The organism is Micromonospora coriariae (genome assembly GCF_900091455.1).
GTDB lineage: Bacteria > Actinomycetota > Actinomycetes > Mycobacteriales > Micromonosporaceae > Micromonospora > Micromonospora coriariae.
Genome location: NZ_LT607412.1, coordinates 6267358 through 6292882, shown reverse-complemented (window position 1 = coordinate 6292882; position 25525 = coordinate 6267358). Strand labels below are relative to the sequence as shown.

Sequence of the window (25525 nt, the reverse complement as noted above, 5' to 3'; positions counted from 1 at the left end):
CGGGACGGTGGGGGTGCGCGGGCCGACCGGGGTGGCCCGCGTCCGGGCGCCGGCGTCGCCGAGCGGGGGGAGGCGGCATGAGCCGACCGGGCTACGGCGGCGGCGATCTGCCCGCGGTGTTTCCGGACTGGTCGCCCTACCAGGACCTGGAGTCGGCGGCGCGCGCCTACCTGCGCGACCCGGACGTGGCCCTGGAGGCGCTCGGCGGGGTGCTGCGCGGGGCGTCGGTGCTCGGCTTCACCCTGGAACGCTTCGTCAACGAGGTCAACGGCGTGTGGCAGGAGGTCGTGGTCTGCGACGGCAGCCGGCTGATCCTCTGGCACGGCGAGGACGTGCCGCCGACGGAGGGCCCGCCGGGGTCGATGACGTCGTCGCTGCGAGTGGTGCCGGTCTCCACCGTCACCGAGGTCGGCTGCCGTCGCCGGCTCAACCGCACCGACAGCGGCGAGATCCGGGTCGACAGCATCGACGTGTACCTGCTGCTCACCTCGCTGGACGAGGCGCCGCCGAGCGAGGAGATCGTCGGCACGCCACGGCACGACGCCCTGCGCTTCGGCAAGACCCTCGACGACGGCGGCGCCGGGCAGATCGCCCGGCTGGAAGAGTTCGCCCGGCTGGTCGCCTCGGTGGTCGGCCGCCCGATGCTCTGAGCCGTACCGCCACGGGCCGTGGCCCCGCCGGGTGCTGGCACCCGGCGGGGGTCGCTCAGTCCTCGGCGTCCGGGCCGGCGACCTCGACACCGTCGCCCCGCACGACGTGGATGCAGTCGCCCGGGCACTCCTTCGCGGAGTCGATCACCTCGAGCCGCAGGTGCTCGGGCACGTCCACCCGGCTGCCCGGCGCCATCCGCAGCTCACCGTCGGCGCCCTTGACGTACGCCAGGCCGTCGATGTCGAACTCGAACACCTCCGGCGCGTACTGCACGCAGAGCCCATCGCCCGTGCAGAGATCCTGGTCCACCCAGACCTGCAACTGGTCGGTCGCGACCTCGGCCACCGGTGCACCCCCCATGTTCTCCCGTCGTACGGTCCGACGGTACCCGAACGCCGGTACCGGCCCGCCAGGCCACCCTTGGCGATCAAGGTTCGGTGACGAGGGTGTTGCGTGGGACCGAATCGGCCTCATAGCGGCTAGTGTTAGGGCAGAACGTTCAAGCCCCCCGGGGAGGTGGGACGTGGCACGCAGCGACGACGCGGACTCGCGCGCCGCACGGTGGGAGAAGGAAGCCCACGATCTCTCCACGCAGGTCGCGTTTCTTCAAGAGGAACTCGCCCTGGTGCGGCGCAAGTTGACCGAAAGCCCCCGACACGTCCGGCAGCTCGAAGAGCGGCTGGCGGCCACCCAGGCACAGTTGGCGCGGCTGACCGAGAACAACGACCGGCTGGTGAGCACCCTCAAGGAGGCTCGCACGCAGATCGTGACGCTCAAGGAGGAGATCGACCGCCTCGCACAACCGCCGAGTGGCTACGGCGTCTTCCTGGCCAGGCACGACGACGGCACGGTGGACGTCTTCACCGGTGGTCGCAAGCTGCGGGTCGCCGTCTCGCCCTCGCTCGACGTGGACGAGCTGCGCCGTGGCCAGGAGGTTCTGCTCAACGACGCGCTCAACATCGTCGACGCGTTCGGCTACGAGCGGGTCGGCGAGGTGGTGATGCTCAAGGAGATCCTGGAGGGGCCGGGTGGCGCGCCGGGTGACCGGGCGCTGGTGGTCTCCCACTCCGACGAGGAGCGCATCGTGCACCTCGCGGAGACGCTCATCGGCTCGGCGATCCGGGCCGGCGACTCGCTCATGATCGAGCCCCGCTCGGCGTACGCGTACGAGCGGATCCCGAAGAGCGAGGTCGAGGAGCTGGTCCTGGAGGAGGTGCCCGACGTCGACTACACCGACATCGGTGGCCTCCAGTCGCAGATCGAGCAGATCCGCGACGCGGTGGAGCTGCCCTTCCTGCACGCGGACCTGTTCCGTGAGCACCAGCTCCGTCCGCCCAAGGGCATCCTGCTCTACGGGCCGCCCGGCTGCGGCAAGACGCTGATCGCCAAGGCGGTGGCCAACTCGCTGGCCAAGAAGATCGCCGAGCGGCAGGGCAAGGAGAAGCACACCAGCTTCTTCCTCAACATCAAGGGCCCGGAGCTGCTCAACAAGTACGTCGGCGAGACCGAGCGGCACATCCGGCTGATCTTCCAGCGAGCCCGGGAGAAGGCCGGCGAGGGCACCCCGGTGATCGTGTTCTTCGACGAGATGGACTCGATCTTCCGGACCCGTGGCTCCGGTGTCTCCTCCGACGTGGAGAACACGATCGTCCCGCAGCTGCTCAGTGAGATCGACGGCGTGGAGGGGCTGGAGAACGTCATAGTCATCGGCGCCTCCAACCGGGAAGACATGATCGACCCGGCGATCCTGCGCCCCGGTCGGCTCGACGTGAAGATCAAGATCGAGCGGCCGGACGCCGAAGCGGCGAAGGACATCTTCTCCAAGTACATCCTCTCCGGGCTGCCCCTGCACCCGGACGACCTGGCCGAGCACGGCACCGACCCCCAGGCCACCGTCGCGGCCATGATCGACGCCGTGGTGCTGCGGATGTACTCGGAGACCGAGGAGAACCGCTTCCTCGAGGTCACCTACGCCAATGGTGACAAGGAAGTCCTCTACTTCAAGGACTTCAACTCCGGCGCGATGATCCAGAACATCGTCGACCGCAGCAAGAAGATGGCCATCAAGGAGTTCCTCACCTCCGGGCGCAAGGGGCTACGCCTGCAGCACCTGCTCGACGCCTGCGTCGACGAGTTCCGGGAGAACGAGGACCTGCCCAACACCACCAACCCCGACGACTGGGCCCGGATCTCCGGCAAGAAGGGCGAGCGGATCGTCTACATCCGCACGCTCGTCTCCGGCGGCAAGGGCGCCGAGGCCGGGCGGTCCATCGAAACCGCCAGCAACACCGGTCAGTACCTCTGAGCCACAGGTAGCAACGGCCGGGGGCCCGGGACGCGACGCGTCCCGGGCCCCTGCTGTTTCCTGTGGACCCAGGGCGGCGACGACACCGGTAACACGGCTGCACCGGCGTGCCCCCGTCCCCGATCTGTCGGACTACGCTCGACGTGACGGGGGACCGGGTCGGGCGAGCGAAGCGGGTAGGTCGATGAGCGTAAGACGGATCATGGGCACCGAGATCGAGTACGGCATCTCCGTGCCCGGCCAGGCCGGAGCCAACCCGATGGTCACCTCGTCCCAGGTGGTCAACGCGTACGGAGCCCGCCCCGAGCTCAACCGGGGTGGACGGGCCCGGTGGGACTACGAGGAGGAATCGCCGCTGCGCGACGCACGCGGCTTCACCTACTCCGGGGCCGCCTACGACCCCGCCGAGGCCCTCGCCGACGAGGACCTCGGCCTGGCCAACGTGATACTCACCAACGGCGCCCGGCTCTACGTCGACCACGCCCACCCGGAATACTCCACCCCCGAGGTGACCAACCCGCGCGACGTGGTGCGCTGGGACAAGGCCGGCGAGCGGGTGATGGCCGAGGCGTCCCGCCGGGCCGCCACCATCCCCGGCAGCCAGCCGATCCACCTCTACAAGAACAACACCGACAACAAGGGCGCCAGCTACGGCGCGCACGAGAACTACCTGATGCGCCGGCAGACCCCGTTCGCCGACATCGTGGCGTACCTGACGCCGTTCTTCGTCACCCGGCAGATCGTCTGCGGCGCCGGCCGCGTCGGCATCGGCCAGGACGGCGGCCAGAGCGGCTTCCAGATCTCCCAGCGTGCCGACTTCTTCGAGGTCGAGGTGGGTCTGGAGACCACGCTCAAGCGTCCCATCATCAACACCCGGGACGAGCCGCACGCCGACGCCGACAAGTACCGCCGGCTGCACGTCATCATCGGCGACGCCAACCTCTCGGAGATCTCCACCTACCTCAAGGTCGGCACCACGGCGCTGATCCTCACCATGATCGAGGAGAAGGCGCTCGGCTCCGACCTCGGCATCGCCGACCCGGTCAGTGAGCTGCGTGCGGTCAGCCACGACCCGTCCCTGTCGCACCGGATGCGGCTGCGCGACGGCCGGCGGCTCACCGCGCTGGACGTGCAGTGGGCCTACCTGGAGCGCGTCCGGTCCTTTGTCGACGACCGCTACGGCACGGACGTCGACGAGCAGACCACCGACGTGCTGGACCGCTGGGAGAGCGTGCTGGACCGGCTGGGTCGCGATCCGATGCTCTGCGCCGACGAGTTGGACTGGGTGGCGAAGCAGCGGCTGCTGGAGGGCTACCGGGAGCGGGAGAAGCTCGGCTGGGGCGCGCACAAGCTCCAGCTCGTCGACCTGCAATACTCCGACGTCCGGCCGGAGAAGGGCCTCTACCACCGGCTGGTTTCCCGGGGGGCGATGAAGACGCTGCTCACCGACGAGGAGACGCGTACCGCGATGACCGAGCCGCCCGAGGACACCCGGGCCTACTTCCGCGGTCGCTGCCTGGCGCAGTACGCCTCCGAGGTGGTCGCCGCGAGCTGGGATTCGGTGATCTTCGACGTGGGCCGGGAGTCGCTGGTCCGGGTGCCGATGATGGAGCCGGAACGGGGCACCCGCGCGCACGTCGGGGCGTTGTTCGACCGCTGCGCCAGCGCCAAGGACCTCCTGGAGACGTTGACCGGCCGGTGAGCGGCGCCGCGCCGGTGGGGGATCGGCGATCGGTGCCACCCGAACACGGCTGACGCGGGGGCTTTCTGTCGCTTCCACGGGGTAGATTTCATGCCAGGCGATCTAGAGGAGGCAGCTATGGCCACTCGTGACAGCGGCGGTCAGTCGCAGTCCGGCAAGTCCCGGCAGGGCGAGGAGATCGAGGACGTCACCACCGAGGCCAACCCTGAGGTGGCCGAGCGGCACGCCGAGATCACCGAGGACGTCGACGACCTGCTCGACGAGATCGACTCCGTTCTCGAGGAGAACGCCGAGGAGTTCGTGAGAGGCTATGTACAAAAAGGGGGTGAGTAGGGCATAGCCGAACAATTCGGACATGCCTCGCCCCTCGGATGATCGGGACGGCCGCCGCCGCTGTCGAGACTGTGGCGAGTGGCTGCCTCTCGACCAATTCTGTGCCAGCAGCAGGCGCCCCGAAGGTCGTGGCAGCTACTGCAAACCCTGCTTCAACGTCCGTTCGAAGGCCAGCTATGCCAAGCGCGTGAAGGAGCAGCAGGGCAGGGATGTGCGCCCGTTGCCGGTAGTGCCGGAGGGGCACCGGCGATGCCCGGAATGCGGTGTCGTCAAGACTCTCGGCGACTTTCCGCGTAACCGCTCTGGCCGTGGGGGTTACGGCCGATACTGCAAGCCTTGCCACAACGAGAAGGGCAAGGAGAGCAAGCTCCGGCTGCACGGCGGCAGTCGTGAATACCACCTGCGGCGGCGCTACGGCGTGGGGCAGAAGGAGTTTGACGAGCTCCTGGCCGAGCAGGGCGGGGTCTGCGCGATCTGCGGCGGCGCGGACCCGCAACATCTGGACCACGATCATCGCACCGGATGGGTGCGCGGGATACTCTGCTTCAACTGCAACGGTGGTCTTGGCCAGTTCCGTGACAGTCCCATGAGGCTGGCCAGGGCGATCACGTACCTGAGAGGAACCACGTGGCAGCGGGCTTTGATCCATCCGGGCGTCTACCAGATGTGTTCACCAACGCGGGGACGTCCTCCTTCACCACGTTTCTGAGCCGGGCGGCGCCCGAGATGCTGCCCGGTCGACGGCCGCTGCCACCGGGCATGGCCGCCGACCTGGCGCCGCACGCGACCACCATCGTGGCCATCGCGGCCGCTGACGGTGTGGTGATGGCCGGCGACCGACGGGCCACCATGGGCAACCTGATCGCCCAGCGCGACATCGAGAAGGTCCACCCGGCCGACGCGTACTCGCTGGTCGGCATCGCGGGCACCGCGGGCATCGGCATCGAGCTGATGCGACTGTTCCAGGTGGAGCTGGAGCACTACGAGAAGATCGAGGGCGCCATGCTCTCGCTGGACGGCAAGGCCAACCGGCTGGCCTCGATGATCCGGGGCAACCTGGGCGCCGCCATGCAGGGGCTGGCGGTGGTGCCACTCTTCGCCGGGTTCGACCTCGCCTGCGCGGACCCGGCGCGGGCTGGCCGGATCTTCAGCTTCGACGTGACCGGCGGCCCGTACGAGGAGACCGGCTACGACGCGATCGGCTCCGGCTCGCTCTTTGCCAAGTCCGCGTTGAAGAAGCGCTTCCGGGCCGGCCTGTCCGTCGACGACGCGACCCGACTGGCGGTCGAGGCGCTCTACGACGCCGCGGACGACGACACCGCGACCGGCGGACCTGACCTGACCCGACGGATCTACCCGGTGGTGATGACCGCGACCGCCGACGGCACCCGCCGGTTGACCGACGCCGAGACGGCGGCGATCGCCGAGGGCGTGGTCTCCGGCCGGATGGAGAACCCGGGCGGTTGACCCTCGTTCACCCCCACCAGCCAGCAGTCGTCAGCACAGTGCCGTCGTAAGGAGAACCGCCGCCGTGGCCATGCAGTTCTACGCCTCGCCCGAACAGATCATGCGCGACCGCTCCGAGTTGGCCCGCAAGGGCATCGCCCGGGGTCGCAGCGCGGTGGTCCTCAGCTATGCCGGCGGGGTGCTCTTCGTCGCGGAGAACCTCTCCAGCGCCCTGCACAAGGTCAGCGAGATCTACGACCGGATCGGCTTCGCCGCCGTCGGCCGGTACAACGAGTTCGAGAACCTGCGCCGGGCCGGCGTGCGGATGGCCGACCTGAACGGGCTCAGCTACGACCGGCGGGATGTCACAGGTCGGGCCCTGGCGAACGCGTTCGCGCAGACGTTGGGCGCCATCTTCACCGAGCAGTCGAAGCCTTTCGAGGTGGAGATCTGCGTGGCGGAGGTCGGTGCCACCCCCGACGACGACGAGTTGTACCGGCTGACGTACGACGGTTCGGTCAACGACGAGCCGGGGCGGATGGCGATGGGCGGGCAGGCCGAGGCGATCACCGGCGTGTTGAAGTCGAACCACCGGGCGGACATGTCGCTCGGGGAGGCGGTGAAGGTGGCGGTGCAGGCGCTGAGCACCGTCGGTGGGGAGGGCGGTGCCGCCCGGACGATCGCCGCGAACCAGCTGGAGGTCGCGGTGCTGGACCGCCGGCGGGTCGGGCGGACCTTCCGCCGGATCACCGGGGCGGCGTTGACCTCGCTGCTGGACGGGGGCGCCGAGCCGCCGGCCGCGGATCGTGCCGAGGCGCCGGCGTCGCCGACCGAGGAGGCGCACAAGCCCACGTCGTCCGCCGGGTCGGCCGATCTGGAGGACAAGTCGGGCACGCAGACGGACGAGTAGATCCCTACCGCAACGGCTCCCACCAGGCCCGGTTGTCCCGGTACCACCGCACCGTCGCGGCCAGGCCGCGTTCCAGGTCGATGCTCGGGGCGTACCCCAGCTCTTTGCTGATCTTGGTGGTGTCGAGCGAGTAGCGGCGGTCGTGGCCCTTGCGGTCTGGGACCGGGTCCACCCGGTCCCAGCCGGCGCCGCAGGCTTCCAGCAGCCGGCCGGTGAGTTCCCTGTTGGTCAGTTCGGTGCCGCCGCCGATGTGGTAGACCTCGCCGGGGCGGCCCTTCTGCTGCACGAGGGCGATGCCCCGGCAGTGGTCGTGTACGTGCAGCCAGTCGCGGACGTTGCCGCCGTCGCCGTAGAGCGGGACGGTGCCGCCGTCGAGCAGGTTGGTGACGAACAGCGGGATGACCTTCTCCGGGAACTGGTACGGCCCGTAGTTGTTGGAGGAGCGGGTGACCACCACGTCCATGCCGTGGGTGCGGTGGTAGGCCAGGGCGAGCAGGTCGGAGCCGGCCTTCGAGGCCGAGTACGGCGAGTTGGGCGCGAGCGGCCAGGTCTCGGTCCAGGAGCCTTCGTCGATCGAGCCGTAGACCTCGTCGGTGGAGACGTGCACGAACCGCCGAATGCCGTGGCGCAGCGCGGCGTCCAGCAGCGTCTGGGTGCCGAGCACGTTGGTGGTGACGAACGGGGCGGCACCGGCGATGGACCGGTCGACGTGGGATTCGGCGGCGAGGTGCACGATCACGTCGTGTCCGGGAACAACCTCGTCGACCAGGGCCGGGTCGCAGATGTCACCCTGTACGAACCGCAGCCGGGGGTCGTCGCGCACCGGGTCGAGGTTGGCCGGGTTGCCCGAGTAGGTCAACTTGTCCAGCACGGTCACCACGTCCGGCTCGCGCACGGGTGGTTCCGCGTCGCCGCCGGTCGCGCCCAGCAGCATGCGCACGTACTCCGACCCGATAAATCCCGCTCCGCCGGTGACGAGGATCCTCACGGGTTCAGGACTCTACGCGAGCCGGCATCCGGTGGGGATCGTCGCGCCGCTGCCGGCACACCCCGGGTCGGGGCCGCGGCCGGGGCGCTGGCGGCCGGACGGAATGTCGCACTCAGCCGGTATGTGACCGCCCCTCGCGCACGACCTGTGCTCTGACAGTGACGAACGGGCCCTCCGGGCGGCTAATGTCACACCATGGAGCGGCGAATCTTCGGCCTCGAGACCGAGTACGGCGTCACCTGCACCTATCGCGGGCAGCGGCGGCTGTCCCCGGACGAGGTCGCGCGGTATCTGTTCCGTCGCGTCGTGTCCTGGGGTCGGTCGAGCAACGTCTTCCTGCGTAATGGGGCCCGGCTCTACCTGGACGTCGGGTCGCACCCGGAGTACGCCACACCGGAGTGCGACTCGGTGACCGACCTGGTCGCCCACGACCGGGCCGGCGAGCGGATCCTGGAGGGCCTGCTCGTCGACGCGGAGAAGCGACTGCACGACGAGGGCATCGCGGGTGAGATCTACCTGTTCAAGAACAACACCGACTCGGCCGGCAACTCGTACGGCTGCCACGAGAACTACCTGGTCTCCCGGCACGGCGAGTTCGGCCGGCTCGCCGACGTGCTCATCCCCTTCCTGGTCACCCGGCAGTTGATCTGCGGGGCCGGCAAGGTCCTGCAGACCCCGCGTGGCGCGGTCTACTGCCTGTCCCAGCGGGCCGAGCACATCTGGGAGGGTGTCTCCTCGGCGACCACCCGCAGCCGTCCGATCATCAACACCCGCGACGAGCCGCACGCTGACGCCGAGCGCTACCGGCGGCTGCACGTGATCGTCGGTGACTCCAACATGAACGAGGTCACCACGCTGCTCAAGGTCGGCACGGCCGACATCGTGCTGCGGATGATCGAGGCCGGGGTGGTGATGCGCGACCTGTCGCTGGAGAACCCGATCCGGGCCATCCGCGAGGTGTCGCACGACATCACCGGCCGGCGCAAGGTTCGGCTGGCCTCGGGCAAGGAGGTCAGCGCGCTGGACATCCAGCAGGAATACCTGGCCAAGGCCACCGAGTTCGTCGAGCGTCGCGGCGGCGACCAGGCCGCCAAGCGGGTCGTCGAGCTGTGGGGCCGGGTGCTGCACGCGGTGGAGACCGGGGACCTGGAGCCGGTCTCCCGGGAGATCGACTGGGTCAGCAAGCTGCGGCTGATCGAGCGCTACCAGCGCAAGCACGACCTGCCGCTGTCCCACCCCCGGGTGGCGCAGATGGACCTGGCCTACCACGACGTGCGCCGCGGCCGAGGCCTCTACGGGCTGCTGGAGCGCCGCGGCGAGGTGGACCGGGTGGCCACCGACCCGGAGATCTTCGAGGCCAAGGAGACCCCACCGCAGACCACCCGGGCACGGCTGCGCGGCGAATTCATCCGGCACGCCCAGGAGAAGCGACGGGATTTCACCGTCGACTGGGTGCACCTGAAGCTCAACGACCAGGCGCAGCGCACAGTGCTCTGCAAGGACCCGTTCCGGGCGTACGACGAGCGGGTGGAGCGGCTGATCGCCAGCATGTGACGGGTGTGCCGGCTCCGGCGGTGGTGTCCGCCGGCGGGGCCGGCCGGCCCGGTAGGCTGGGCGCGCCATGACGACTTCTGGACCTTCCGACCGCTCCGAGAGCGGCGCCGAGCGGCAGAACTGGGTCGAACGCCGGCGGGAGAAGATCCGCGCCGAGATCGACCGTAACCGGCGCGGCGAGTACACCGTGCCGACCTGGGTGCTGGCCCTGGCGCTGGTGCTCATCGTCGGCGGCTGGCTCGCCCTCATCTTCCTCGCCTGATCCTCGGCCCTGCCCGCCGATGGCTGGCCCGGCCGGGCCACCGCTGGCCCGCCCGGGTCTGCGGGCCGGGTAACCGTCGCCGGTCGCCGGACGCCCGCACCACGCTGCGCCCCGGTGGCATCGGGCAGGCCGACGGAGGGAGCGACCGATGACGGGCGGGGGCAGGGCGACGCCACAACCCCAGAGGGGACAGGCCGGCTGGCAGGATCCCGGCCCGCGCGACGTGGTCCGGGACCGGCAGAACCCCGATCTGTTGACGCCACCGAGCACGGACGCGGGCACGCTGCCCAACCTGCGGTTCTCCTTCTCCGACGCGCACACCCGCATCCAACGGGGCGGCTGGACCCGCGAAATCACAGTGCGGGAGCTACCGGTGGCCACTGAGCTGTGCGGCGTGGACATGGCGCTGGAGCCGGGCGCGTACCGGGAGCTGCACTGGCACAAGCAGTCCGAGTGGGCGTACGTGTCGCGCGGCAGCGCCCGGATCAGCGCGGTCGACCAGGAGGGTCGGAACTTCCTCGACGATGTGCGCGCCGGAGACCTGTGGTTCTTCCCGCAAGGGGTGCCGCACCACATCCAGGCGCTCGACGAGGGCGTCGAGTTCCTGCTGGTCTTCGACGACGGGGCGTTCGCGGAGAACGGCACGTTCCTGATCAGCGACTTCTTCGCGCACACCCCGAAGGACGTGCTGGCGAAGAACTTCGGCTGGCGGCCGGAGCAGCTCGACTCGATCCCGGAGCGGGAGAAGTACATCTTCGCCGGAGAGGTGCCGCCGCCGCTGGATCGGGACCGGGTGGTGAGCCCGACCGGGGACGTGCCCCGCACGCTGAGCCATCGGCTGCTCGCCCAGCAGCCGCAGCGGTTCGCCGGCGGTCAGGTGCGCATCGCCGACGTGTCCCAGTTCGCCGCGTCCACCACCATCTGCGCCGCGCTGGTGGAGGTCGACCCGGGTGGGATGCGGGAGTTGCACTGGCATCCCACCGACGACGAGTGGCAGTACTACCTCTCCGGGCACGGCCGGATGGGTGTGTTCGCCAGCAGTGGCGTGGCCGGCACCTTCGACATGCGCTCCGGGGACGTCGGGTACGTGCCGTTCGCCTACGGCCACTACATCGAGAACCTCGGTGACGAGCCGCTGGTCTTCCTGGAGATGTTCCGCAAGCCCCGGTTCGAGGACATCTCCCTGACGCAGTGGATGGCCAACACCCCACCTCAGGTCATCGCGGACACCCTCAACCTGCCCCGGGAGCTGATCGAAGCCCTGCCTCGGGACAAACGCCCCGTGATCCGCTGACCCGGGTCAGGGGAGCAGGGTGGTGGCGTGCCGCCCGGCCGCCGCCGCCGCGAGGAAGTAGGCGTGGTCGGCGTCGAGGCCACGTCCCATCGTGGACAGTGCCACGACGCTGGCCCGCAGCGCGGCGTCGAGCCCGGCGGTCGGCACCCGGACGATCCGGTGCCGGACCGCGAGGGGCGCCAGCGCCGCGTCCACCTCGGCGGCCAACGCCGGGTCCAGGTCGTCGGGCACCACCAGCTCCGCCGGGGCGAGCGCCACCCGCCCGTACGCGGTGAGGCTGTGGTGTGACACGCCCCGGTGCCGGGGGCGGGGATCGGCGGCGGAGATCCGCAGCGACCCGACGGGTCGACCGCCCAGCGCGGCGATCGCGTTGACCGCCTCGCCGACGGCCACCCCGGAGAAGCCCCACCGGGTGCCGGTGCCGAGGTTGCCGGGGCCCTGCGCGACCACGGCCACGTCGGCCCGCAGCACGTACCGGGCGGCGAGCAGGCCGCCGTGCAGGGTGGTGGCCTCCAGGTCGCCGCCGAACGCCTGCCCGACGGTGATCGTGCCGGCCAGCTCGGCGCGCAGCGCGGCGAGGGTGCGGGAGAACCAGGCCGGCAACGCCCCGCCGTCGGTGAACAGGTACGCCACCCGGGCGTCCGGGGCCTCGGCCCGGATGCCGGCCAGGATCGCCGGCAGGGCCGAGTGCAGGTCGGCGGTGACGACCGGCAGGCCGCCCAGGTCGTCGGCCTCGGCCAGCACGTCCCGGTGCGGGGACGCCTCCTCGTCGACACCGAGCAGGATCGGTTGCAGGGGGGTGTAGCGGGCCTTGACGAGGTGCCCCGCGTCGCGGGTGTCGCCGGAGTCCGGCGGGTCCGGCGGCAGCCGGTCCGGCAGAGCCACCACCAGGGCGTACCCGCCGGTGCCCAGCCCCATCAGCAGCGCCCCGGCGTTGAGCAGCACCCGGTCGCCGGGCTCGGGCGTGCCGACCAGCTCGGGGTAGGCCAGCGCCCGCATCCGGGTGCCGTCGGACAGGTCGACGTCCAGTTCCACCGCCCCGGTCCACTGCCGTCGCAGCGCCGCCACCGTCCCCGCCCGCCATCGCACCATGACGGGCACGCTAGCCGCGTGGACCGGGCGCCCCGCGCCCGGGTGGTCCGGCGCGTGGGTCAGCTCGGGTCTGGTTCGCCGTCGGAATCCGGGCTCGGTCGAGCCTGGGTGTTGCGGGCCTCGCCGACGGCGCCGGGCAGCGATCGGGTGGGATCGAGGAAGACGTAGCGGATCTCCGGGAACCGCCCGGTGAGCCGCCGTTCGGCCTCGTCGGCGGTCGCCTCGATCTCCGCGCCGGTGGCCTCGTCCCGGAAGTCGACCTTCGCGGCGACCAGGATGTCGTCCGGACCGAGCTGCATGGTCAGCAGGGTGTCGATGCGTTCCACCTCGGGCAGCCCGGTCAGCTCCCGCTCGATCTCCTGACGCAGCCGGCCCGGGACCGCCCGGCCGACCAGCAACGACAGGTTGTTGCTGGCCAGGATCCCGGCGGCGGCCAGCAGCAGCAGACCGATCAGGATCGACGCGACGCCGTCCCACACCTCGTCGCCGGTGGCGTGCGACAGGCCGACTCCGAGACCGGCCAGCAGCAGACCGATCAGGGCCGCGCTGTCCTCGAGGAAGACGGCCTTGACGGTGGTGTCGGCGGTCAGTCGCAGGAACCGCTGTGGGGTCGTCTCCCAGCGTCGGGACTCGCGACGGACCTGGCGGATGGCTCGGGCCAGCGAGATCGACTCGATGAGGAACGACACCGCCAACACGATGTACGAGATCAGGTAGTCGCCGCTGTGCTCGTGCACCAGGATCGTCGTGACGCCGTGGGTGACGGCGAAACCGGCGCCGGCGACGAACGTGAACATGGCGGCGAAGAACGCCCAGACGTAACTCTCCTTGCCGTACCCGAAGGGGTGCCGGGCGTCCGCCGGCCGCGCGCCACGGCGCAACGCCTGGTAGAGCAGCACCTCGGTGGTCGTGTCGGCGACCGAGTGCGCCGCCTCGGAGAGCATCGCGGCCGAGCCGGAGATCAGCCCGGCGATCAGCTTCGCCACCGCGATGGCGAGGTTGGCCGCCCCGGCGACGACCACTGTGCCGACGCTTTCGGTCTTGACCCCCGCTTGCGACATGAAGGCACCCTATGACCGGTGGCCGCGCGGCGCTCGGCGAGTGACCCGGACCCGCCGATCCGAACAGATGTGCGGCACGCCAGCGCGGGTGCACGTCTCGGGCGCGTCGGCTGCTAGCGTCTACCCGTGTCGCGGACCCGCACCGAACGCCTGGTCAACCTGGTGATCTGCCTGCTGTCCACGCGACGGTTCCTGACCGCCGCGCAGATCGCCGCGACCGTGCCCGGTTACGAGCACGATCCGGACGACGCGCGTGACCACGAGGCGTTCCAGCGCAAGTTCGAGCGGGACAAGGCCGAGCTGCGCGAGCTGGGCGTGCCGCTGGAGACCGGGACTGCCAGCGTCTTCGACGCCGAGCCCGGCTACCGGATCGCCCACCGCGAGTACGCGTTGCCCGACATCCCTCTCGAACCGGACGAGGCCGCCGCGGTGGGCATCGCCGCACGGCTGTGGCAGCACGCCGGTCTCGCCGCCGCCGCCTCGTCGGGGCTGGCCAAACTGCGCGCCGCCGGGGTGGACGTGGATCCGCAGGCCACCCTGGGCCTGGAGCCGATGGTCACCGTCGACCCGGCGTTCGCGCCGCTGACCGCCGCCGCCCGCGACCGCCGCGAGGTCGGGTTCGACTACCGGGTGCCCGACCGGGACGCGCCCAGCCGTCGGCGGCTGCAACCGTGGGGCGTGGTCTGCTGGCGTGGCCGGTGGTACGTGGTCGGCCACGACCTGGACCGCGAGGCGACGCGCTGCTTCCGGCTGTCCCGGGTGGTCGGCGCGGTCCGGGTGACCGGTGCGCCCGGCGCCTATGAGCCACCGGCCGGCGTCGACCTGATCAGCCACGTGGCCCGCTGGTCCGGCCCGGTGGAGCGCACCGGCCGGGCCACCGTGCTGGCCGCGCCGGGCCGGGCCGCCGGCCTGCGCCGCTGGGCGGTCGAGGTGACCGCCGGCCCGGACGGCGACCGACTGGTCCTGCCGTACGCGGACCCGGACGGGCTCGCCGGTCAGCTCGTCCGATACGGCCCGGACGTGCGCGTGCTCGACCCGCCGGAGGTCCGCGAGGCGGTCATCCAGCGACTCAAGGAGATCGCCGCCCGACACGACGAACTGGTCGCCACCGGGGATGCCCGATGACCCGGCCAGCCGCGCGGAGCGGCTCCCGGGCCTCGGCCGACCGCCTGGCCCGGCTGCTCAACCTGGTGCCCTACCTGTTGGCCCGGCCGGGCATCGAGATCGCCGAGGCGGCCGGTGACCTGGGCGTCACCGAGCGGCAGTTGCGTGAGGACCTGGAGCTGCTCTGGGTGTGCGGGCTGCCCGGTTACGGCCCCGGTGACCTGATCGACATGGCCTTCGACGGCGACCGGGTGACCATCACCTACGACGCCGGCATCGACCGCCCGCTGCGGCTCACCCCCGACGAGGCGTTGGCCCTCGTGGTGGCGCTGCGGATGCTCGCCGAGACGCCTGGCGTGGCCAACCGGGAGGCCGTCGAGCGGGCCCTCGCAAAGATCGAGGACGCGGCCGGGGATCTGGTGGGCGCGCCGGTGGCGGTGCGACTGCCCGGGGACAACCGGCGGGTGGAGGCGCTGCGCGCCGCAGTGGAGGGCGGCCGGGCGCTGCGGATCACCTACTACACGGCCACCCGGGACGAGACCAGCGACCGCGTCATCGACCCGCTGCGGATGCTGATGGTGGGCGGCCAGGCGTACGTGGAGGCGTGGTGTCGCCGCGCCGAGGCGGTCCGCCTGTTCCGCGCCGACCGGATCGACGCGATCACGGAGCTGGACGAGCGGGCCGCCGTCCCGCCGCAGGCCGTCCCGCACGACCTGACCGAGGGCGTCTTCCGCCCGTCACCCGACCTGCCGCTGATCACCCTGCGCGTCGGCCGGGGCGAGCGGTGGATCACCGAGTACTACCCGTGCGAGCGGGTGGAGGCCGGCGACGGCGACCAGTGGCTGGTGTCGCTGCGGGTGACCGACCTGGGTTGGGCCCGCCGGTTCGTGCTCGGCCTCGGCCCGGACGTCACAGTGGTCGCCCCGGTCGAGCTGGCCGAGCAGGTCCGGGCGACGGCGGCCGCCGCGCTGGACGCGTACGCCGTGCCCGCGCCCACCGCCGCGCCCCGGCGGCCCGAGGCCGACCCGGCGACGCCCGGCGCGCCGTCAGGCGACCCGGCGGTGGCCGGCCGCACCCAGTAGGCTGACCGCCGTGCTGAAATGGATCGTGCTCGCGGTGGTGCTGCTCCCGCTGGTGGCGCTCGCGCTGGCCGTGCGTCCGGTGCTGGCCCGGCTGCCCCAACTGCGTCGCGCCGCGCTGGCGTTGCAGCGCCGGGCCGGCGAGGCGGAGGCGCTGCGGGACACCGCCGAGGCGTTGCAGCGGCGCGCCGAGGGTGTTCAGCGCCAGCTCGACACCACCCAGCAACGACTCGCCGTGATCAAGGCCAGGCGCGGCTGATCGATCCCCGTCGTCGCGCCGTCCCGCTGGCGGCGGGCCGCCGGCGGTGGCGACGGCTCGACGATGGTTGACTGATCATCGCGGTTGGTCAAGACTTCACCGGCCGGGCCGCGACGACTGCCCCCGGCAGGTGGCAACCGGCCGATCCGCACGTACGATGGGCTGCGTACCGCCCCCGGACACACAGAGCGACTGGAGCTTCTCATGGGTGCCCTCAAGCCGTGGCACATCGCGGTTCTCGTGGTTGTGCTGATCCTGCTCTTCGGTGCGAAGCGGCTCCCCGACGCGGCCCGCTCGCTGGGTCGTTCGCTGCGGATCATCAAGGCCGAGACCAAGAGCCTGCAGGACGACGACCGCGACCTCGCCGAGAAGGCCGACGCGCAGGCCGGCTACCAGCCGCTGCCGCCGCAGGTCGGGCAGCCGCAGCAGGCGCCGTACCAGCAGGCGCCGCCGCAGCAGCCGGTCGCCGACCCGGTGCACCGCGTCCGCGACAACTGACCGAGAGGCCCGAGCACCGTGGCCTTCGCACTGCGTAAACGCGGCCCGAGCACCTTCGAGCGTGCCTCCGACGGCTCGATGACGCTCATCGAGCACGTCCGCGAGTTGCGCGATCGGCTGTTTCGCGCCTCACTGGCGATCGTCGCCGGCCTGATCCTTGGGTTCTTTCTGGCTCAGCCGGCCTTCAACCTGCTGAAGGAGCCCTACTGCAGCCTGCCCGACGCCAGGGACGCGTTGGGCAACTGTCACCAGTTCCTCCAGTTGTCGCCCGCGGACGGTTTCATCCTGAAGCTGAAGCTGGCGCTCTGGATCGGCCTGATCGCTGGAGCACCGGTCTGGCTTTACCAGCTCTGGGCGTTCATCGCGCCGGGTCTGCACCGCCACGAACGCAAGTGGGCGTACGTCTTCGTCGCGATCGCGGCCCCACTGTTCGCCGGTGGCGCGGTCCTCGCGTACCTCGTCGTGGACAAGGGCCTCGCGTTCCTGCTGGAGGCGGGTGTGACCGGCCTCTCCACCCAGCTTGAGGTCACCCGCTACATCTCGTTCGTCACGAACATGATCCTGTTGTTCGGGGTGGCGTTCGAGTTCCCCCTCATCCTGTTGATGCTCAACTTCACCGGCGTGGCCAGTGCCCGACGGCTGCTGAGTTGGTGGCGCGCGGTCATCTTCATCTCGTTCGCCTTCGCCGCCATCGCCACCCCGGATCCGGGTCCGTTCGGCATGACGCTGCTGGCGCTCTCCCTCTCGCTGTTGTACTTCCTGGCGGTCGGGGTCGCGTTCATCAACGACAAGCGGCGTGGGCGCGGCAAGGAGGTCTACGCCGGCCTCGACGATGACGAGGTGTCGCCGCTGGAGCACGACCCCGAGCCGGTCGAGGCGGGGCAGCGCGTGGATGCGACAGCCCCGGTCGGCGTACCCGAGCCGATCGCCCCACCGGCACCGATCGAACGCCGCTACGACGACATGACCTGACGGCCCCGTGCCGTCCGGTCCGCCGACGCCGTCCCCGCTCGCCGGGGGCGGCGTCGCCGCATGCGCCGCAGCCGCCGTCGCGGCCTGATCGGGGCCCCGGGCCATCACGCTGGGGAGGCGGCCGCCGCCCGCTGTACGGCGGGCGTCGCACCGGTTACGGTGCTGCCCGTGACCGCAGACGATCACTCGCCCGGCCCGCTCGCCGGTGGCCCCGTCGCCGTGCTCGCCAACCCGACCGCCGGTCGGGGACGGCGCCGTTCGCTGCTGCCCCGGCTGCTGGACGGCCTGGCCACCGCCGGCCGGCCGGTCCGGCTGCTGTCGGCGTCGAGTCCCACCGAGGCGGAGGCGGCGTGCCGCGCTGCGGTCACCGACGGCGCCGGCGCGCTGGTCGCGATCGGCGGGGACGGTACCGTGCACCGGGCGCTGCAGGCCGCCGCCGGCACCGCCGTGCCGTTCGGGGCCGTGCCGGCGGGCACCGGCAACGACTTCGCCGTCGACACCGGCTTCCCGGCCGATCCGCTGGCGGCGGTGGCGGTGATCGCCGACGCGCTGCGTGCCGGCCGCTCCCGCCCGGTCGACCTGGCCCGGATGACCGACGCCGACGGCGCCGAGCGCTGGTACGGGGCGGTCCTCGCGGCCGGGTTCGACGCGATCGTCAACGAGCGGGCCAACCGGATGCGCTGGCCGCGCGGTCCCCGCCGGTACGACCTGGCGATCCTCGTCGAGCTGGCCCGGTTGCGGCCGCGGCGGTACACGCTGCGACTGGACGGGGTGCCGCACGAGCTGGACGCGGTGCTGGTGGCGGTGGGCAACTGCCCGAGCTACGGGGGCGGAATGCGTATCTGTCCCGGCGCCGACCCGACCGACGGGCTGCTGGACGTGGTGGTTGGTGGCCGCATCGACCGGCGCACCCTGATCCGGATCAAGCCGCGCATCTACCAGGGCAGCCACGTCGACCACCCGCTCGTGCGCAGCTACCGGGCGCGGACTGTGGAGCTGAGCGCCGAGGGGATCACCACGTACGCCGACGGTGAGCGTTCGCTGGCGCTGCCGGTGACGGTCAGCGTGGTTCCGGGCGCGCTGCGGCTGCTGCGCTGACCCGTACCGCTCCGATGCTGGCCGCGATGACCAGCACGATGGCGGCGCACTCCAGCAGCGTCAGGGCCTGCCGCAGCACCAGCCAACCGGCCAGCGTGGCGACCGCCGGACCGAGGCTCATCAGCACCGCGAAGGTGGCGGTGGGCATCCGGCGCAGCGCCAGCAGCTCCAGGGTGTAGGGCAGTCCGGAGGCGAGCACCGCGAGGGCCGTGCCGAGCGCCAGCACGGCCGGGTCGAGCAGCACGGAGCCGCCGTCGATGACGCCGAGGGGCAGAGTGAGCAGCGCGGCGAGGGTGAGTGCCAGGGCCAGCCCGTCCGCGCCCGGGAATCGGCCGCCGACCCTGGCGCTGAGCACGATGTACGCGGCCCACATGGCGCCGGCGCCGAACGCGAAGGCCACCCCCGCGGGGTTCAGCCGGTCGAAGCCGCCCTGCCCGAGCAGCGCCACCCCGGCCAGGGCCAGCCCGGCCCAGCACCAGCTGGCCAGCCGGCGGGCGGTGAACACCGACAGCGCCAACGGGCCGAGCACTTCCAGGGTCACCGCCGGGCCGAGCGGGATTCGCTCGATGGCCTGGTAGAACAGCGAGTTCATGCCGGCCAGCGCCAGCCCGAACGCGCCCGCCGCGACCCAGGCGCCCCGGTCGTACCCGCGCAGTCGGGGCCGGCACACGACGAGCAGCAGCACGGCCGAGATCGTCAGTCGCAGGGTTACCGCGCCGGCCACCCCGGTACGTGGAAAGAGCAGGGCGGCCACGGCGGAGCCGAACTGCACCGACAGCGCCCCGCCGAGCACCATGCCCACGGCGGCGACGCCACCGCGACGCTCCGGTGGCGCGTCGGCCGGGTTCGGCGCGGGCAGCAGGGTGTCGGTCACGGCCATGACGCTAGGCGGTCGGCTCCGGCCACCTCGCGGCGGTGTCCACCTGCCGAAATGCGAGCCCTGTCATTCGGTTCGTGGCGAAGGCCGCCTGGACAGCCGCCATCGTCCTGGTCGTGTTCAGCATCCACGCCATGGTGTGGGGCATCACCGTCACCTCGGCCCGGCAGCGGGTCGTGCCGCCACACCTACGCGGCCGCGTCGGCAGCGTGTACGCGTTGCTGGATCTCGGCGGTGCCGCGCTGGGGTCGCTCCTCGGCGGCCTGTTCGCCAACTCTGCCGCTCGGCCCCGAGCGGCGATGTCTCGTCGTTCGGGGCCGACACGCCGTTCATGGTCGCCAACGCGGTGCTACCGGCGTACGGTCCCTGGTATGACCAGCGCGATGCGGAAAATGTCGATCTCCGTGCCACCCGACGTGGCTGAACGCCTGGAGCGCGAGTCGAACGCGAGCGCCTACATCACCCAGGCCGTCCGTGACCGGATGCGTCTGGACGCCCTGGACGCGGAGCTGGCCCACCAGGGCATCCAGATCACCGAGCAGGGCGTGGCCGAGGCACGCGCCCGCCGGGCGGCCGTTGAGGCCGACTGGTCGCCGGAGCGCCGCAGCGCGCTTCGCGACCGGGCACGCCAACACGCGTTGGACGCCGCCGGCACCGTCGACCAGCCAGCCGCGTGACCCACGACGACGACCGGCCCGTCCGGCTCGTGCTGGACCGGTCGGCACTGCTGGCCTACCTGGCGGGGTCGGTGCATGTCGGGGAGCCGCTGCACGAGGTCATCCAGGACCGCAACAGGTTCGGCGTCACCGCCGTGACCGCAGCGGAGGCCATGGCGACCGTCAGCGACCCGAAGGAACGGGCGACCCTTCACCGACTCCTGAGCCTCGACGCCTGCGAAGTGCTCTCCACCGAGGGACACTCCTGGCACGAACTCAGCTTCTGGCGGACGGTGACGGGTCGTGCCGACCTGGCGACCACAGTTCTGGCCGTCCTCGAACACGACGCCTCGATCCTGACCGGGGAGGACCGGTACGGCGACGGCGAGCTACCGGTGATCCACTTTCCCGGCTGACGGCACCGAAACCGCAGGTCAGGCCGGCAGGGCCAGGTCCAGGACGGCGCCCAGCCCGTTCTCCCGGCCCGGCTCTGCGGCCGGCAGCACAAGCACCGAGCAGCCGGCCGCCACGGCGCCCGCGTCCGCCGGCGTGTCACCGACCATCAGGGTCTGCTCCGGATCGACGCCGAGCATCCCGCAGGCGCGCAGGAAGATAGCCGGGTCGGGCTTGCACCGCCCCACCTCGTAGGAGAGCACGAACGCGTCGACCAGCCCGGTCAGCCCCCAGGCGTCGAAGTGCGGCCGCAGGTCGAAGCCGATGTTGCTGACCACCGCCACCCGCACCCCGGCCTCGCGCAGCGCGGTCAGCGTGGGGGCGGTGTCCGGGTACGGAAGCCAGCCCTCGGCGATCAGCAGCCGCTCGTAGAGGGCGTCGGCGAAGCCCTCGATGCCCGTGTCGACCGTCTCGGCCAGCCCGGTGTACGCACCCCGGTGCGCGTGCGGGTAGAGGTCCCGGTCGGCCCACAGCTCGGCCAGCCGGGGTGGCACCCGGGCCGGCAGTGGCCCGCCGGCCCGGCCGGCGGTCAGCAGCCGGTCGGCCAGCGAGGTGGCCCGGACCCGGTCCAGGGTTACCCCGCACGTCGCCGCGGCCGCCAGCACCCACTGCCGTGGCTCCTCCACCTGGGCCAGGGTGCCGTGGAAGTCGAAGAGCACCGCCTTCACGGGCCGTCGGGACGCCCGGGGGGCGGCGTCGTCGTCGGCGCTGCCCGTCGGACGAGTCTGGGGCGGTTCGGCATGGTCCGGCACGCCGTGCACCCTACCGACCGCCGCCGACGGCCCCTCGGCACGGCCTTGTCGGGTGTCGTGTCCCGGCACGCACTAATCTTGGTGACATGTCGAGCCCCGCCGAGCGGTACGTCGCGGCGCGCCGCCGGGCCGCGCAGGCCTCACAGTTCCCGGCGCTGGACGAGTTCGCCCTTGACCTGGGGTTCGATCTCGACGACTTCCAGCGGGAGGCGTGCCAGTCGCTGGAGCGGGGCAGCGGTGTGCTGGTCTGCGCCCCCACCGGCGCCGGCAAGACCGTGGTCGGGGAGTTCGCCGTACACCTGGCGCTGCGCGGGCGGCCCGGTGACCCGGCGGCGGCCGACGATCCGGAGGCCCCTCCGGCCCGGCGCAAGTGCTTCTACACCACACCGATCAAGGCGCTGTCCAACCAGAAGTACCACGACCTGGTCGCCCGCTACGGCGCCGAGCAGGTCGGCCTGCTCACCGGCGACAACGCCATCAACGGCGACGCGCCGGTGGTGGTGATGACCACCGAGGTACTGCGCAACATGCTCTACGCGGGCTCCAGCACGCTGCAGGGGCTGGCGTACGTGGTGATGGACGAGGTGCACTACCTCGCCGACCGGTTCCGCGGCGGGGTGTGGGAAGAGGTGATCATTCACCTGCCCGCCTCGGTCACCCTGGTCTCGTTGTCGGCGACCGTCTCCAACGCCGAGGAGTTCGCCGACTGGCTGGTCACCGTGCGCGGCGAGACCGCGGTGGTGGTCAGCGAGCACCGGCCGGTGCCGCTGTGGCAGCACATGCTGGTCGGCAAGCGCATGTTCGACCTGTTCCACGACGCCGACGCCGCCCGCAAGCACGACGTGCACCCGGAACTGCTGCGCTACACCCGCGACACCATGCGCCGTCTGGAGCTGGGCGAGGGCCGCAGCGCCGGGCCCGGCTCCGGACGGCGCGGTCCGCGCTGGCGCGGCCCGATGCGCCCGGACATCGTCGACCGGCTGGACCGGGAGGGTCTGCTCCCGGCGATCCTGTTCATCTTCAGCCGGGCCGGTTGCGCCGCCGCTGTGCAGCAGTGCCTCGCCGCCGGGCTGCGGCTCACCTCGCCCGAGGAGCGGGCGGAGATCCGCCGGGTGGTCGAATCCCGGGTCACCGCCATCCCCGGCGAGGACCTGACGGTGCTGGGCTACTGGGAGTGGCTCGACGGTTTGGAGCGCGGCCTGGCCGCCCACCACGCCGGCATGCTCCCGGTGTTCAAGGAGATCGTCGAGGAGCTGTTCGTCCGAGGCCTGGTCAAGGCGGTCTTCGCCACCGAGACGCTCGCGCTGGGCATCAACATGCCGGCCCGCTGCGTGGTCCTGGAACGGCTGGTCAAGTACAACGGCGAAGCCCACGTCGACCTGACCCCGGGGGAGTACACGCAGCTCACCGGGCGGGCCGGCCGGCGCGGCATCGACGTGGAGGGGCACGCGGTGGTGGTGTGGTCCCCGGAGACCGACCCGCGGCACGTGGCCGGGCTCGCCTCCACCCGCACCTACCCGCTGCGTTCCAGCTTCCGGCCCTCGTACAACATGGCGGTGAACCTCGTCGGCACGGTCGGTGCGGAGCCGGCCCGGGCCCTGCTGGAGTCCTCGTTCGCCCAGTTCCAGGCGGACCGGTCGGTGGTCGGCCTGGCCCGGCAGGTGCAGCGCAACACCGAGACCATCGAGGCGTACGGCGCGGAGGCCGCCTGCCACCACGGCGACTTCGACGAGTACTTCGCGCTGCGCGTGGCGATCGCCGACCGGGAGAAGGCCATCGCCCGGCAGGGGCAGACGCAGCGCAAGGCCGCCGCGGTGGCCTCCCTGGAGCGGCTGCGCATCGGCGACGTGATCCGGGTGCCGGCGGGCCGGCGGGCCGGGCTGGCCGTGGTGCTGGATCCGGCGACGGGCGGCTTCGGCGAGCCCCGGCCGCTGGTGCTCACCCAGGACCGCTGGGCCGGGCGGGTCAGCCCGGGCGACTTCACCACCCCGGCCGAGGTGCTGGCCCGGATCCGGGTGCCCAAGCACTTCAACCACCGCTCGCCGGCCGCCCGGCGCGACCTCGCCGCCGAGGTCAGCGGCACCGGCCTGGACCGGCACGGCGGACGGCGGGGCGGCCGCTCCCGGCAGGTGGCCGGCGAGGACCACCGGCTCACCCAGCTCCGCACCGAGCTGCGTAACCACCCCTGCCACGCCTGCCCGGAGCGGGAGGAGCACGCCCGCTGGGCCGAGCGGCGGCGGCGGTTGGAGCGGGACACCGAGGAGTTGCGCGAGCGGGTCTCCGGCCGCACCGGGTCCCTCGCGCGGACGTTCGACCGGATCGTCGCGCTGCTGACCGACCGCGGCTACCTCACCGGCGACGGCGCGGTCACCGACGCCGGTCGGATGCTCGGCCGGATCTGGACTGAAGCGGACCTGCTGGTCGCCGAGTGCCTGCGCCGGGGGGTGTGGGACGGGTTGTCCCCGGCCGAGCTGGCCGCCGCCGTGTCCGTGGTGGTCTTCGAGGCGCGCCGCGACGTCGACGAGCGGGCGTCGCTGCCACGCGGGCCGGTGGCCGACGCGGTCGACGAGACGCTGAAGCTGTGGGGCGAGATCGAGGCCGACGAGGCCGCGCGCGGGCTGACCGCGACCCGGGAGCCCGACCTCGGCTTCGCCTGGCCCGTCTACCGGTGGGCACGTGGCGACGCGCTGGCCAAGGTGCTCGGCAGTGGTCACGAGATCGACGGTGAGATGCCGGCCGGCGACTTCGTCCGCTGGGCGCGCCAAGTGGTCGACCTGCTGGGCCAGCTGGCCGACTCCGGCGGCGCGTCACCCGATCTGCGCTCCACCGCCCGGCAGGCGATCGCGGCCATCAACCGGGGTGTGCTGGCGTACCACACCTCCGGCTGATCATCACTTTCAGTCACCGCCGTCAGTGAACCGACGCATCGGACGGTCACCGTGACAGCACCCCCCGGATACCCCGGGGGGTGCTGTCACTCCTGTTCGGGCCGCCCCTGATCATTGCCCAGGCGCTTCCTTTACGCGCCGGTAACGAATGGGGAGAAGACCGCTGTGGCGCAGATCAATCACTTTGAGTACGGCTGGATCACGCCTGCGCTGAGCTACGCGCTGTCCGTGCTCGGTTCGGTCCTCGGTCTGATCTGCGCCGGGCGTATCCGTACCGCCGGCACAGCGGGCCAGCGCGCGTGGTGGGGGCTGCTGGCCGCCTGGGCCCTCGGCGGCACCGCCATCTGGGCGATGCACTTCATGGCCATGCTCGGCTTCGCCGTCGAGGGCACCCGGATCCGGTACGACGTGCCGCTCACCGCCGCCAGCACGGCCATCGCCGTCGTGGCGGTCGGCATCGGACTGGCCATCGTGGGCACCGGCCGACTGAACCCGGTACGGCTGGTCGGCGGCGGGATCTTCACCGGTGTCGGGGTGGCCGCCATGCACTACTCCGGGATGGCGGCGATGCGCCTGAACGGCAGCCTCGGCTATGACACCACCCGGGTCGCGCTCTCGGTGGTGATCGCGATCGTGGCGGCCACCGTCGCCCTGTGGCTCGCGATGACCGTTCGCCGGCCGCTGGCGATCTTCGCTTCGGCACTGGTCATGGGCGTCGCCGTGAACGGCATGCACTTCACCGGCATGAGCGCCCTCTCGGTGCACCAGCACGAGGGTCGGGGCGAGGTGACCGGCACCGGTATGGGCACGCTCCTGGTGCCGATCGTGCTGGCGGTGATCTTCGGGGTGGTCGGTCTGCTCTACGCCCTGCTCGCCGCGCCGACCGACGACGACCGGGCCGCCGCGGCGTACCTGGACGCCCGGCGGGCCCCGGAGACGGCCGCCGCGGCACCTGTCGTCGCCCCGGACCCGGTCGGCCTGCGCGCCCGTTCCACGCTCGGCCAGCCCGGCACCCCGTTCCCGTCCCGGCGGGAGATGCCGCCCCGCTGACGGCCGCCCGGGCCGCACAGTCGGCCTGGTCCGGCGGTGGCGACGTAGGTCCACGTGTCGGCCCGGCACCGACGGACGGCTGAGGGCCGGCGGTGAACCGTGGAACGGTGTGGGCGGTATGCTCATCCGTCTGTAGTCGATGCCCCCCTGTGGGTGCCGGCGATCCGGCGTCATGAAGCGGCGCGGTTCCTGGGTCTCTCTCTGTGGGTGCCCTGCAGTGTTCCGCATGCCCGGACGCCGT

General features: G+C 71.8%; 26 protein-coding genes and 1 pseudogene. 21 read left to right on the top strand and 6 right to left on the bottom strand.

Going from position 1 to position 25525, the window contains the following annotated elements:
• Positions 1 to 77 precede the first annotated feature (77 nt).
• Positions 78 to 650, top strand: a complete 573-nt coding sequence (locus GA0070607_RS29285; protein WP_089021082.1) for a hypothetical protein — start codon at positions 78 to 80, stop codon at positions 648 to 650.
• Positions 651 to 705: 55 nt separating this feature from the next.
• On the opposite strand, the gene GA0070607_RS29280 is transcribed toward GA0070607_RS29285, so the two are convergent.
• A complete protein-coding gene (locus GA0070607_RS29280) occupies positions 706 to 996 on the bottom strand; it encodes a ferredoxin (RefSeq protein ID WP_074309704.1) in 291 nt (96 codons plus the stop codon).
• Between the two features lie 178 nt (positions 997 to 1174).
• Between GA0070607_RS29280 and arc the strand changes: the two genes are divergently transcribed.
• The 6 genes from arc (at position 1175) to prcA (ending at position 7347) form a co-directional block, all read left to right on the top strand.
• On the top strand, positions 1175 to 2956 hold the full coding sequence (gene arc / locus GA0070607_RS29275) for a proteasome ATPase (RefSeq protein ID WP_089021081.1): 1782 nt from the start codon (positions 1175 to 1177) through the stop codon (positions 2954 to 2956).
• A 184-nt stretch (positions 2957 to 3140) separates the two neighbouring features.
• On the top strand, positions 3141 to 4658 hold the full coding sequence (gene dop, locus GA0070607_RS29270) for a depupylase/deamidase Dop (protein WP_089021080.1): 1518 nt from the start codon (positions 3141 to 3143) through the stop codon (positions 4656 to 4658).
• 117 nt (positions 4659 to 4775) lie between these two features.
• Positions 4776 to 4991, top strand: coding sequence for a ubiquitin-like protein Pup (locus tag GA0070607_RS29265; RefSeq protein ID WP_088993750.1), 216 nt, complete (start codon positions 4776 to 4778; stop codon positions 4989 to 4991).
• 187 nt (positions 4992 to 5178) lie between these two features.
• Positions 5179 to 5700 carry an endonuclease VII domain-containing protein gene (locus GA0070607_RS29260; RefSeq protein WP_231930492.1) on the top strand — a complete coding sequence of 174 codons (522 nt, stop codon included), beginning with the start codon at positions 5179 to 5181 and terminating at the stop codon, positions 5698 to 5700.
• Entirely contained in the window at positions 5619 to 6458 is an 840-nt protein-coding gene (prcB, locus tag GA0070607_RS29255; protein ID WP_172899126.1) for a proteasome subunit beta, read from the top strand. Before GA0070607_RS29260 ends, prcB begins: the two co-directional genes overlap by 82 nt.
• Before the next feature lie 64 nt (positions 6459 to 6522).
• Entirely contained in the window at positions 6523 to 7347 is an 825-nt protein-coding gene (prcA, locus tag GA0070607_RS29250) for a proteasome subunit alpha (protein ID WP_089021077.1), read from the top strand.
• Positions 7348 to 7351: 4 nt separating this feature from the next.
• On the opposite strand, the gene rfbB is transcribed toward prcA, so the two are convergent.
• The gene (gene rfbB, locus GA0070607_RS29245; RefSeq protein ID WP_089021076.1) at positions 7352 to 8335 is read right to left on the bottom strand and encodes a dTDP-glucose 4,6-dehydratase; all 984 of its coding nucleotides are present in this window, start codon (positions 8333 to 8335) and stop codon (positions 7352 to 7354) included.
• 195 nt (positions 8336 to 8530) lie between these two features.
• Between rfbB and pafA the strand changes: the two genes are divergently transcribed.
• From pafA to GA0070607_RS29230, 3 genes are all read left to right on the top strand, one after another.
• Positions 8531 to 9889 carry a Pup--protein ligase gene (gene pafA / locus GA0070607_RS29240; RefSeq protein ID WP_089021075.1) on the top strand — a complete coding sequence of 453 codons (1359 nt, stop codon included), beginning with the start codon at positions 8531 to 8533 and terminating at the stop codon, positions 9887 to 9889.
• A gap of 67 nt (positions 9890 to 9956) precedes the next feature.
• A complete protein-coding gene (locus GA0070607_RS29235; protein ID WP_089021074.1) occupies positions 9957 to 10151 on the top strand; it encodes a hypothetical protein in 195 nt (64 codons plus the stop codon).
• Between the two features lie 148 nt (positions 10152 to 10299).
• Positions 10300 to 11445, top strand: coding sequence for an oxalate decarboxylase family bicupin (locus tag GA0070607_RS29230; protein WP_089021073.1), 1146 nt, complete (start codon positions 10300 to 10302; stop codon positions 11443 to 11445).
• 6 nt (positions 11446 to 11451) lie between these two features.
• Here the strand turns inward: GA0070607_RS29230 and GA0070607_RS29225 are convergent, their stop codons facing one another.
• Together GA0070607_RS29225 and GA0070607_RS29220 are read right to left on the bottom strand one after the other, a co-directional pair.
• On the bottom strand, positions 11452 to 12537 hold the full coding sequence (locus GA0070607_RS29225; RefSeq protein ID WP_089021072.1) for a DUF3866 family protein: 1086 nt from the start codon (positions 12535 to 12537) through the stop codon (positions 11452 to 11454).
• 59 nt (positions 12538 to 12596) lie between these two features.
• Positions 12597 to 13598: a cation diffusion facilitator family transporter gene (locus GA0070607_RS29220; protein ID WP_089021071.1), complete on the bottom strand. Its 1002-nt coding sequence runs from the start codon at positions 13596 to 13598 to the stop codon at positions 12597 to 12599.
• A 126-nt stretch (positions 13599 to 13724) separates the two neighbouring features.
• Between GA0070607_RS29220 and GA0070607_RS29215 the strand changes: the two genes are divergently transcribed.
• The 6 genes from GA0070607_RS29215 to GA0070607_RS29190 all read left to right on the top strand — a co-directional run bounded on the left by GA0070607_RS29215 (position 13725) and on the right by GA0070607_RS29190 (position 18608).
• A complete protein-coding gene (locus GA0070607_RS29215) occupies positions 13725 to 14723 on the top strand; it encodes a helix-turn-helix transcriptional regulator (RefSeq protein ID WP_089021070.1) in 999 nt (332 codons plus the stop codon).
• A complete protein-coding gene (locus GA0070607_RS29210; protein WP_089021069.1) occupies positions 14720 to 15784 on the top strand; it encodes a helix-turn-helix transcriptional regulator in 1065 nt (354 codons plus the stop codon). The genes GA0070607_RS29215 and GA0070607_RS29210 overlap by 4 nt, the downstream gene beginning before the upstream one ends.
• A 10-nt stretch (positions 15785 to 15794) precedes the next feature.
• The gene (locus tag GA0070607_RS29205) at positions 15795 to 16040 is read left to right on the top strand and encodes a hypothetical protein (protein WP_089021068.1); all 246 of its coding nucleotides are present in this window, start codon (positions 15795 to 15797) and stop codon (positions 16038 to 16040) included.
• 204 nt (positions 16041 to 16244) lie between these two features.
• Positions 16245 to 16538 (top strand): Sec-independent protein translocase subunit TatA, encoded by a 294-nt coding sequence (tatA, locus tag GA0070607_RS29200; protein WP_089021067.1) that lies wholly within the window; start codon positions 16245 to 16247, stop codon positions 16536 to 16538.
• A gap of 18 nt (positions 16539 to 16556) precedes the next feature.
• Complete coding sequence (gene tatC, locus GA0070607_RS29195) at positions 16557 to 17510, top strand: twin-arginine translocase subunit TatC (protein ID WP_089021066.1); 954 nt, start codon at positions 16557 to 16559, stop codon at positions 17508 to 17510.
• Between the two features lie 159 nt (positions 17511 to 17669).
• Complete coding sequence (locus GA0070607_RS29190) at positions 17670 to 18608, top strand: diacylglycerol kinase family protein (RefSeq protein ID WP_408630854.1); 939 nt, start codon at positions 17670 to 17672, stop codon at positions 18606 to 18608.
• On the opposite strand, the gene GA0070607_RS29185 is transcribed toward GA0070607_RS29190, so the two are convergent.
• Positions 18571 to 19488, bottom strand: a complete 918-nt coding sequence (locus GA0070607_RS29185; protein ID WP_089021064.1) for an EamA family transporter — start codon at positions 19486 to 19488, stop codon at positions 18571 to 18573. The genes GA0070607_RS29190 and GA0070607_RS29185 overlap by 38 nt on opposite strands.
• 95 nt (positions 19489 to 19583) lie before the next feature.
• Here GA0070607_RS29185 and GA0070607_RS34215 point away from each other — a divergent pair.
• The 3 genes and pseudogenes from GA0070607_RS34215 to GA0070607_RS29175 all read left to right on the top strand — a co-directional run.
• Positions 19584 to 19763, top strand: a pseudogene (locus GA0070607_RS34215) (MFS transporter); the annotation flags it as partial.
• A gap of 93 nt (positions 19764 to 19856) precedes the next feature.
• A complete protein-coding gene (locus tag GA0070607_RS29180; protein WP_089022175.1) occupies positions 19857 to 20162 on the top strand; it encodes a hypothetical protein in 306 nt (101 codons plus the stop codon).
• The gene (locus GA0070607_RS29175) at positions 20159 to 20557 is read left to right on the top strand and encodes a hypothetical protein (RefSeq protein WP_089021063.1); all 399 of its coding nucleotides are present in this window, start codon (positions 20159 to 20161) and stop codon (positions 20555 to 20557) included. The genes GA0070607_RS29180 and GA0070607_RS29175 overlap by 4 nt, the downstream gene beginning before the upstream one ends.
• A gap of 18 nt (positions 20558 to 20575) precedes the next feature.
• On the opposite strand, the gene GA0070607_RS29170 is transcribed toward GA0070607_RS29175, so the two are convergent.
• Positions 20576 to 21346, bottom strand: coding sequence for an HAD family hydrolase (locus GA0070607_RS29170; RefSeq protein ID WP_408630853.1), 771 nt, complete (start codon positions 21344 to 21346; stop codon positions 20576 to 20578).
• An 86-nt stretch (positions 21347 to 21432) separates the two neighbouring features.
• Between GA0070607_RS29170 and GA0070607_RS29165 the strand changes: the two genes are divergently transcribed.
• On the top strand, positions 21433 to 24234 hold the full coding sequence (locus tag GA0070607_RS29165) for a DEAD/DEAH box helicase (RefSeq protein WP_089021061.1): 2802 nt from the start codon (positions 21433 to 21435) through the stop codon (positions 24232 to 24234).
• A gap of 165 nt (positions 24235 to 24399) precedes the next feature.
• Positions 24400 to 25284: an MHYT domain-containing protein gene (locus GA0070607_RS29160; RefSeq protein ID WP_089021060.1), complete on the top strand. Its 885-nt coding sequence runs from the start codon at positions 24400 to 24402 to the stop codon at positions 25282 to 25284.
• The last annotated feature ends 241 nt before the right edge of the window (positions 25285 to 25525 follow it).

What these genes read in the sequence shown, in the direction of transcription:
- GA0070607_RS29285 (WP_089021082.1), top strand. Translation starts at nt 78, where the DNA reads ATGAGCCGACCGGGCTACGGCGGCGGCGATCTGCCCGCGGTGTTTCCG.
- dop (WP_089021080.1), top strand. Translation starts at nt 3,141, where the DNA reads ATGAGCGTAAGACGGATCATGGGCACCGAGATCGAGTACGGCATCTCC.
- GA0070607_RS29265 (WP_088993750.1), top strand. Translation starts at nt 4,776, where the DNA reads ATGGCCACTCGTGACAGCGGCGGTCAGTCGCAGTCCGGCAAGTCCCGG.
- pafA (WP_089021075.1), top strand. Translation starts at nt 8,531, where the DNA reads ATGGAGCGGCGAATCTTCGGCCTCGAGACCGAGTACGGCGTCACCTGC.
- GA0070607_RS29235 (WP_089021074.1), top strand. Translation starts at nt 9,957, where the DNA reads ATGACGACTTCTGGACCTTCCGACCGCTCCGAGAGCGGCGCCGAGCGG.
- GA0070607_RS29230 (WP_089021073.1), top strand. Translation starts at nt 10,300, where the DNA reads ATGACGGGCGGGGGCAGGGCGACGCCACAACCCCAGAGGGGACAGGCC.
- GA0070607_RS29225 (WP_089021072.1), bottom strand. Translation starts at nt 12,537, where the DNA reads ATGGTGCGATGGCGGGCGGGGACGGTGGCGGCGCTGCGACGGCAGTGG.
- GA0070607_RS29220 (WP_089021071.1), bottom strand. Translation starts at nt 13,598, where the DNA reads ATGTCGCAAGCGGGGGTCAAGACCGAAAGCGTCGGCACAGTGGTCGTC.
- GA0070607_RS29210 (WP_089021069.1), top strand. Translation starts at nt 14,720, where the DNA reads ATGACCCGGCCAGCCGCGCGGAGCGGCTCCCGGGCCTCGGCCGACCGC.
- tatA (WP_089021067.1), top strand. Translation starts at nt 16,245, where the DNA reads ATGGGTGCCCTCAAGCCGTGGCACATCGCGGTTCTCGTGGTTGTGCTG.
- GA0070607_RS29185 (WP_089021064.1), bottom strand. Translation starts at nt 19,488, where the DNA reads ATGGCCGTGACCGACACCCTGCTGCCCGCGCCGAACCCGGCCGACGCG.
- GA0070607_RS29180 (WP_089022175.1), top strand. Translation starts at nt 19,857, where the DNA reads ATGACCAGCGCGATGCGGAAAATGTCGATCTCCGTGCCACCCGACGTG.
- GA0070607_RS29165 (WP_089021061.1), top strand. Translation starts at nt 21,433, where the DNA reads ATGTCGAGCCCCGCCGAGCGGTACGTCGCGGCGCGCCGCCGGGCCGCG.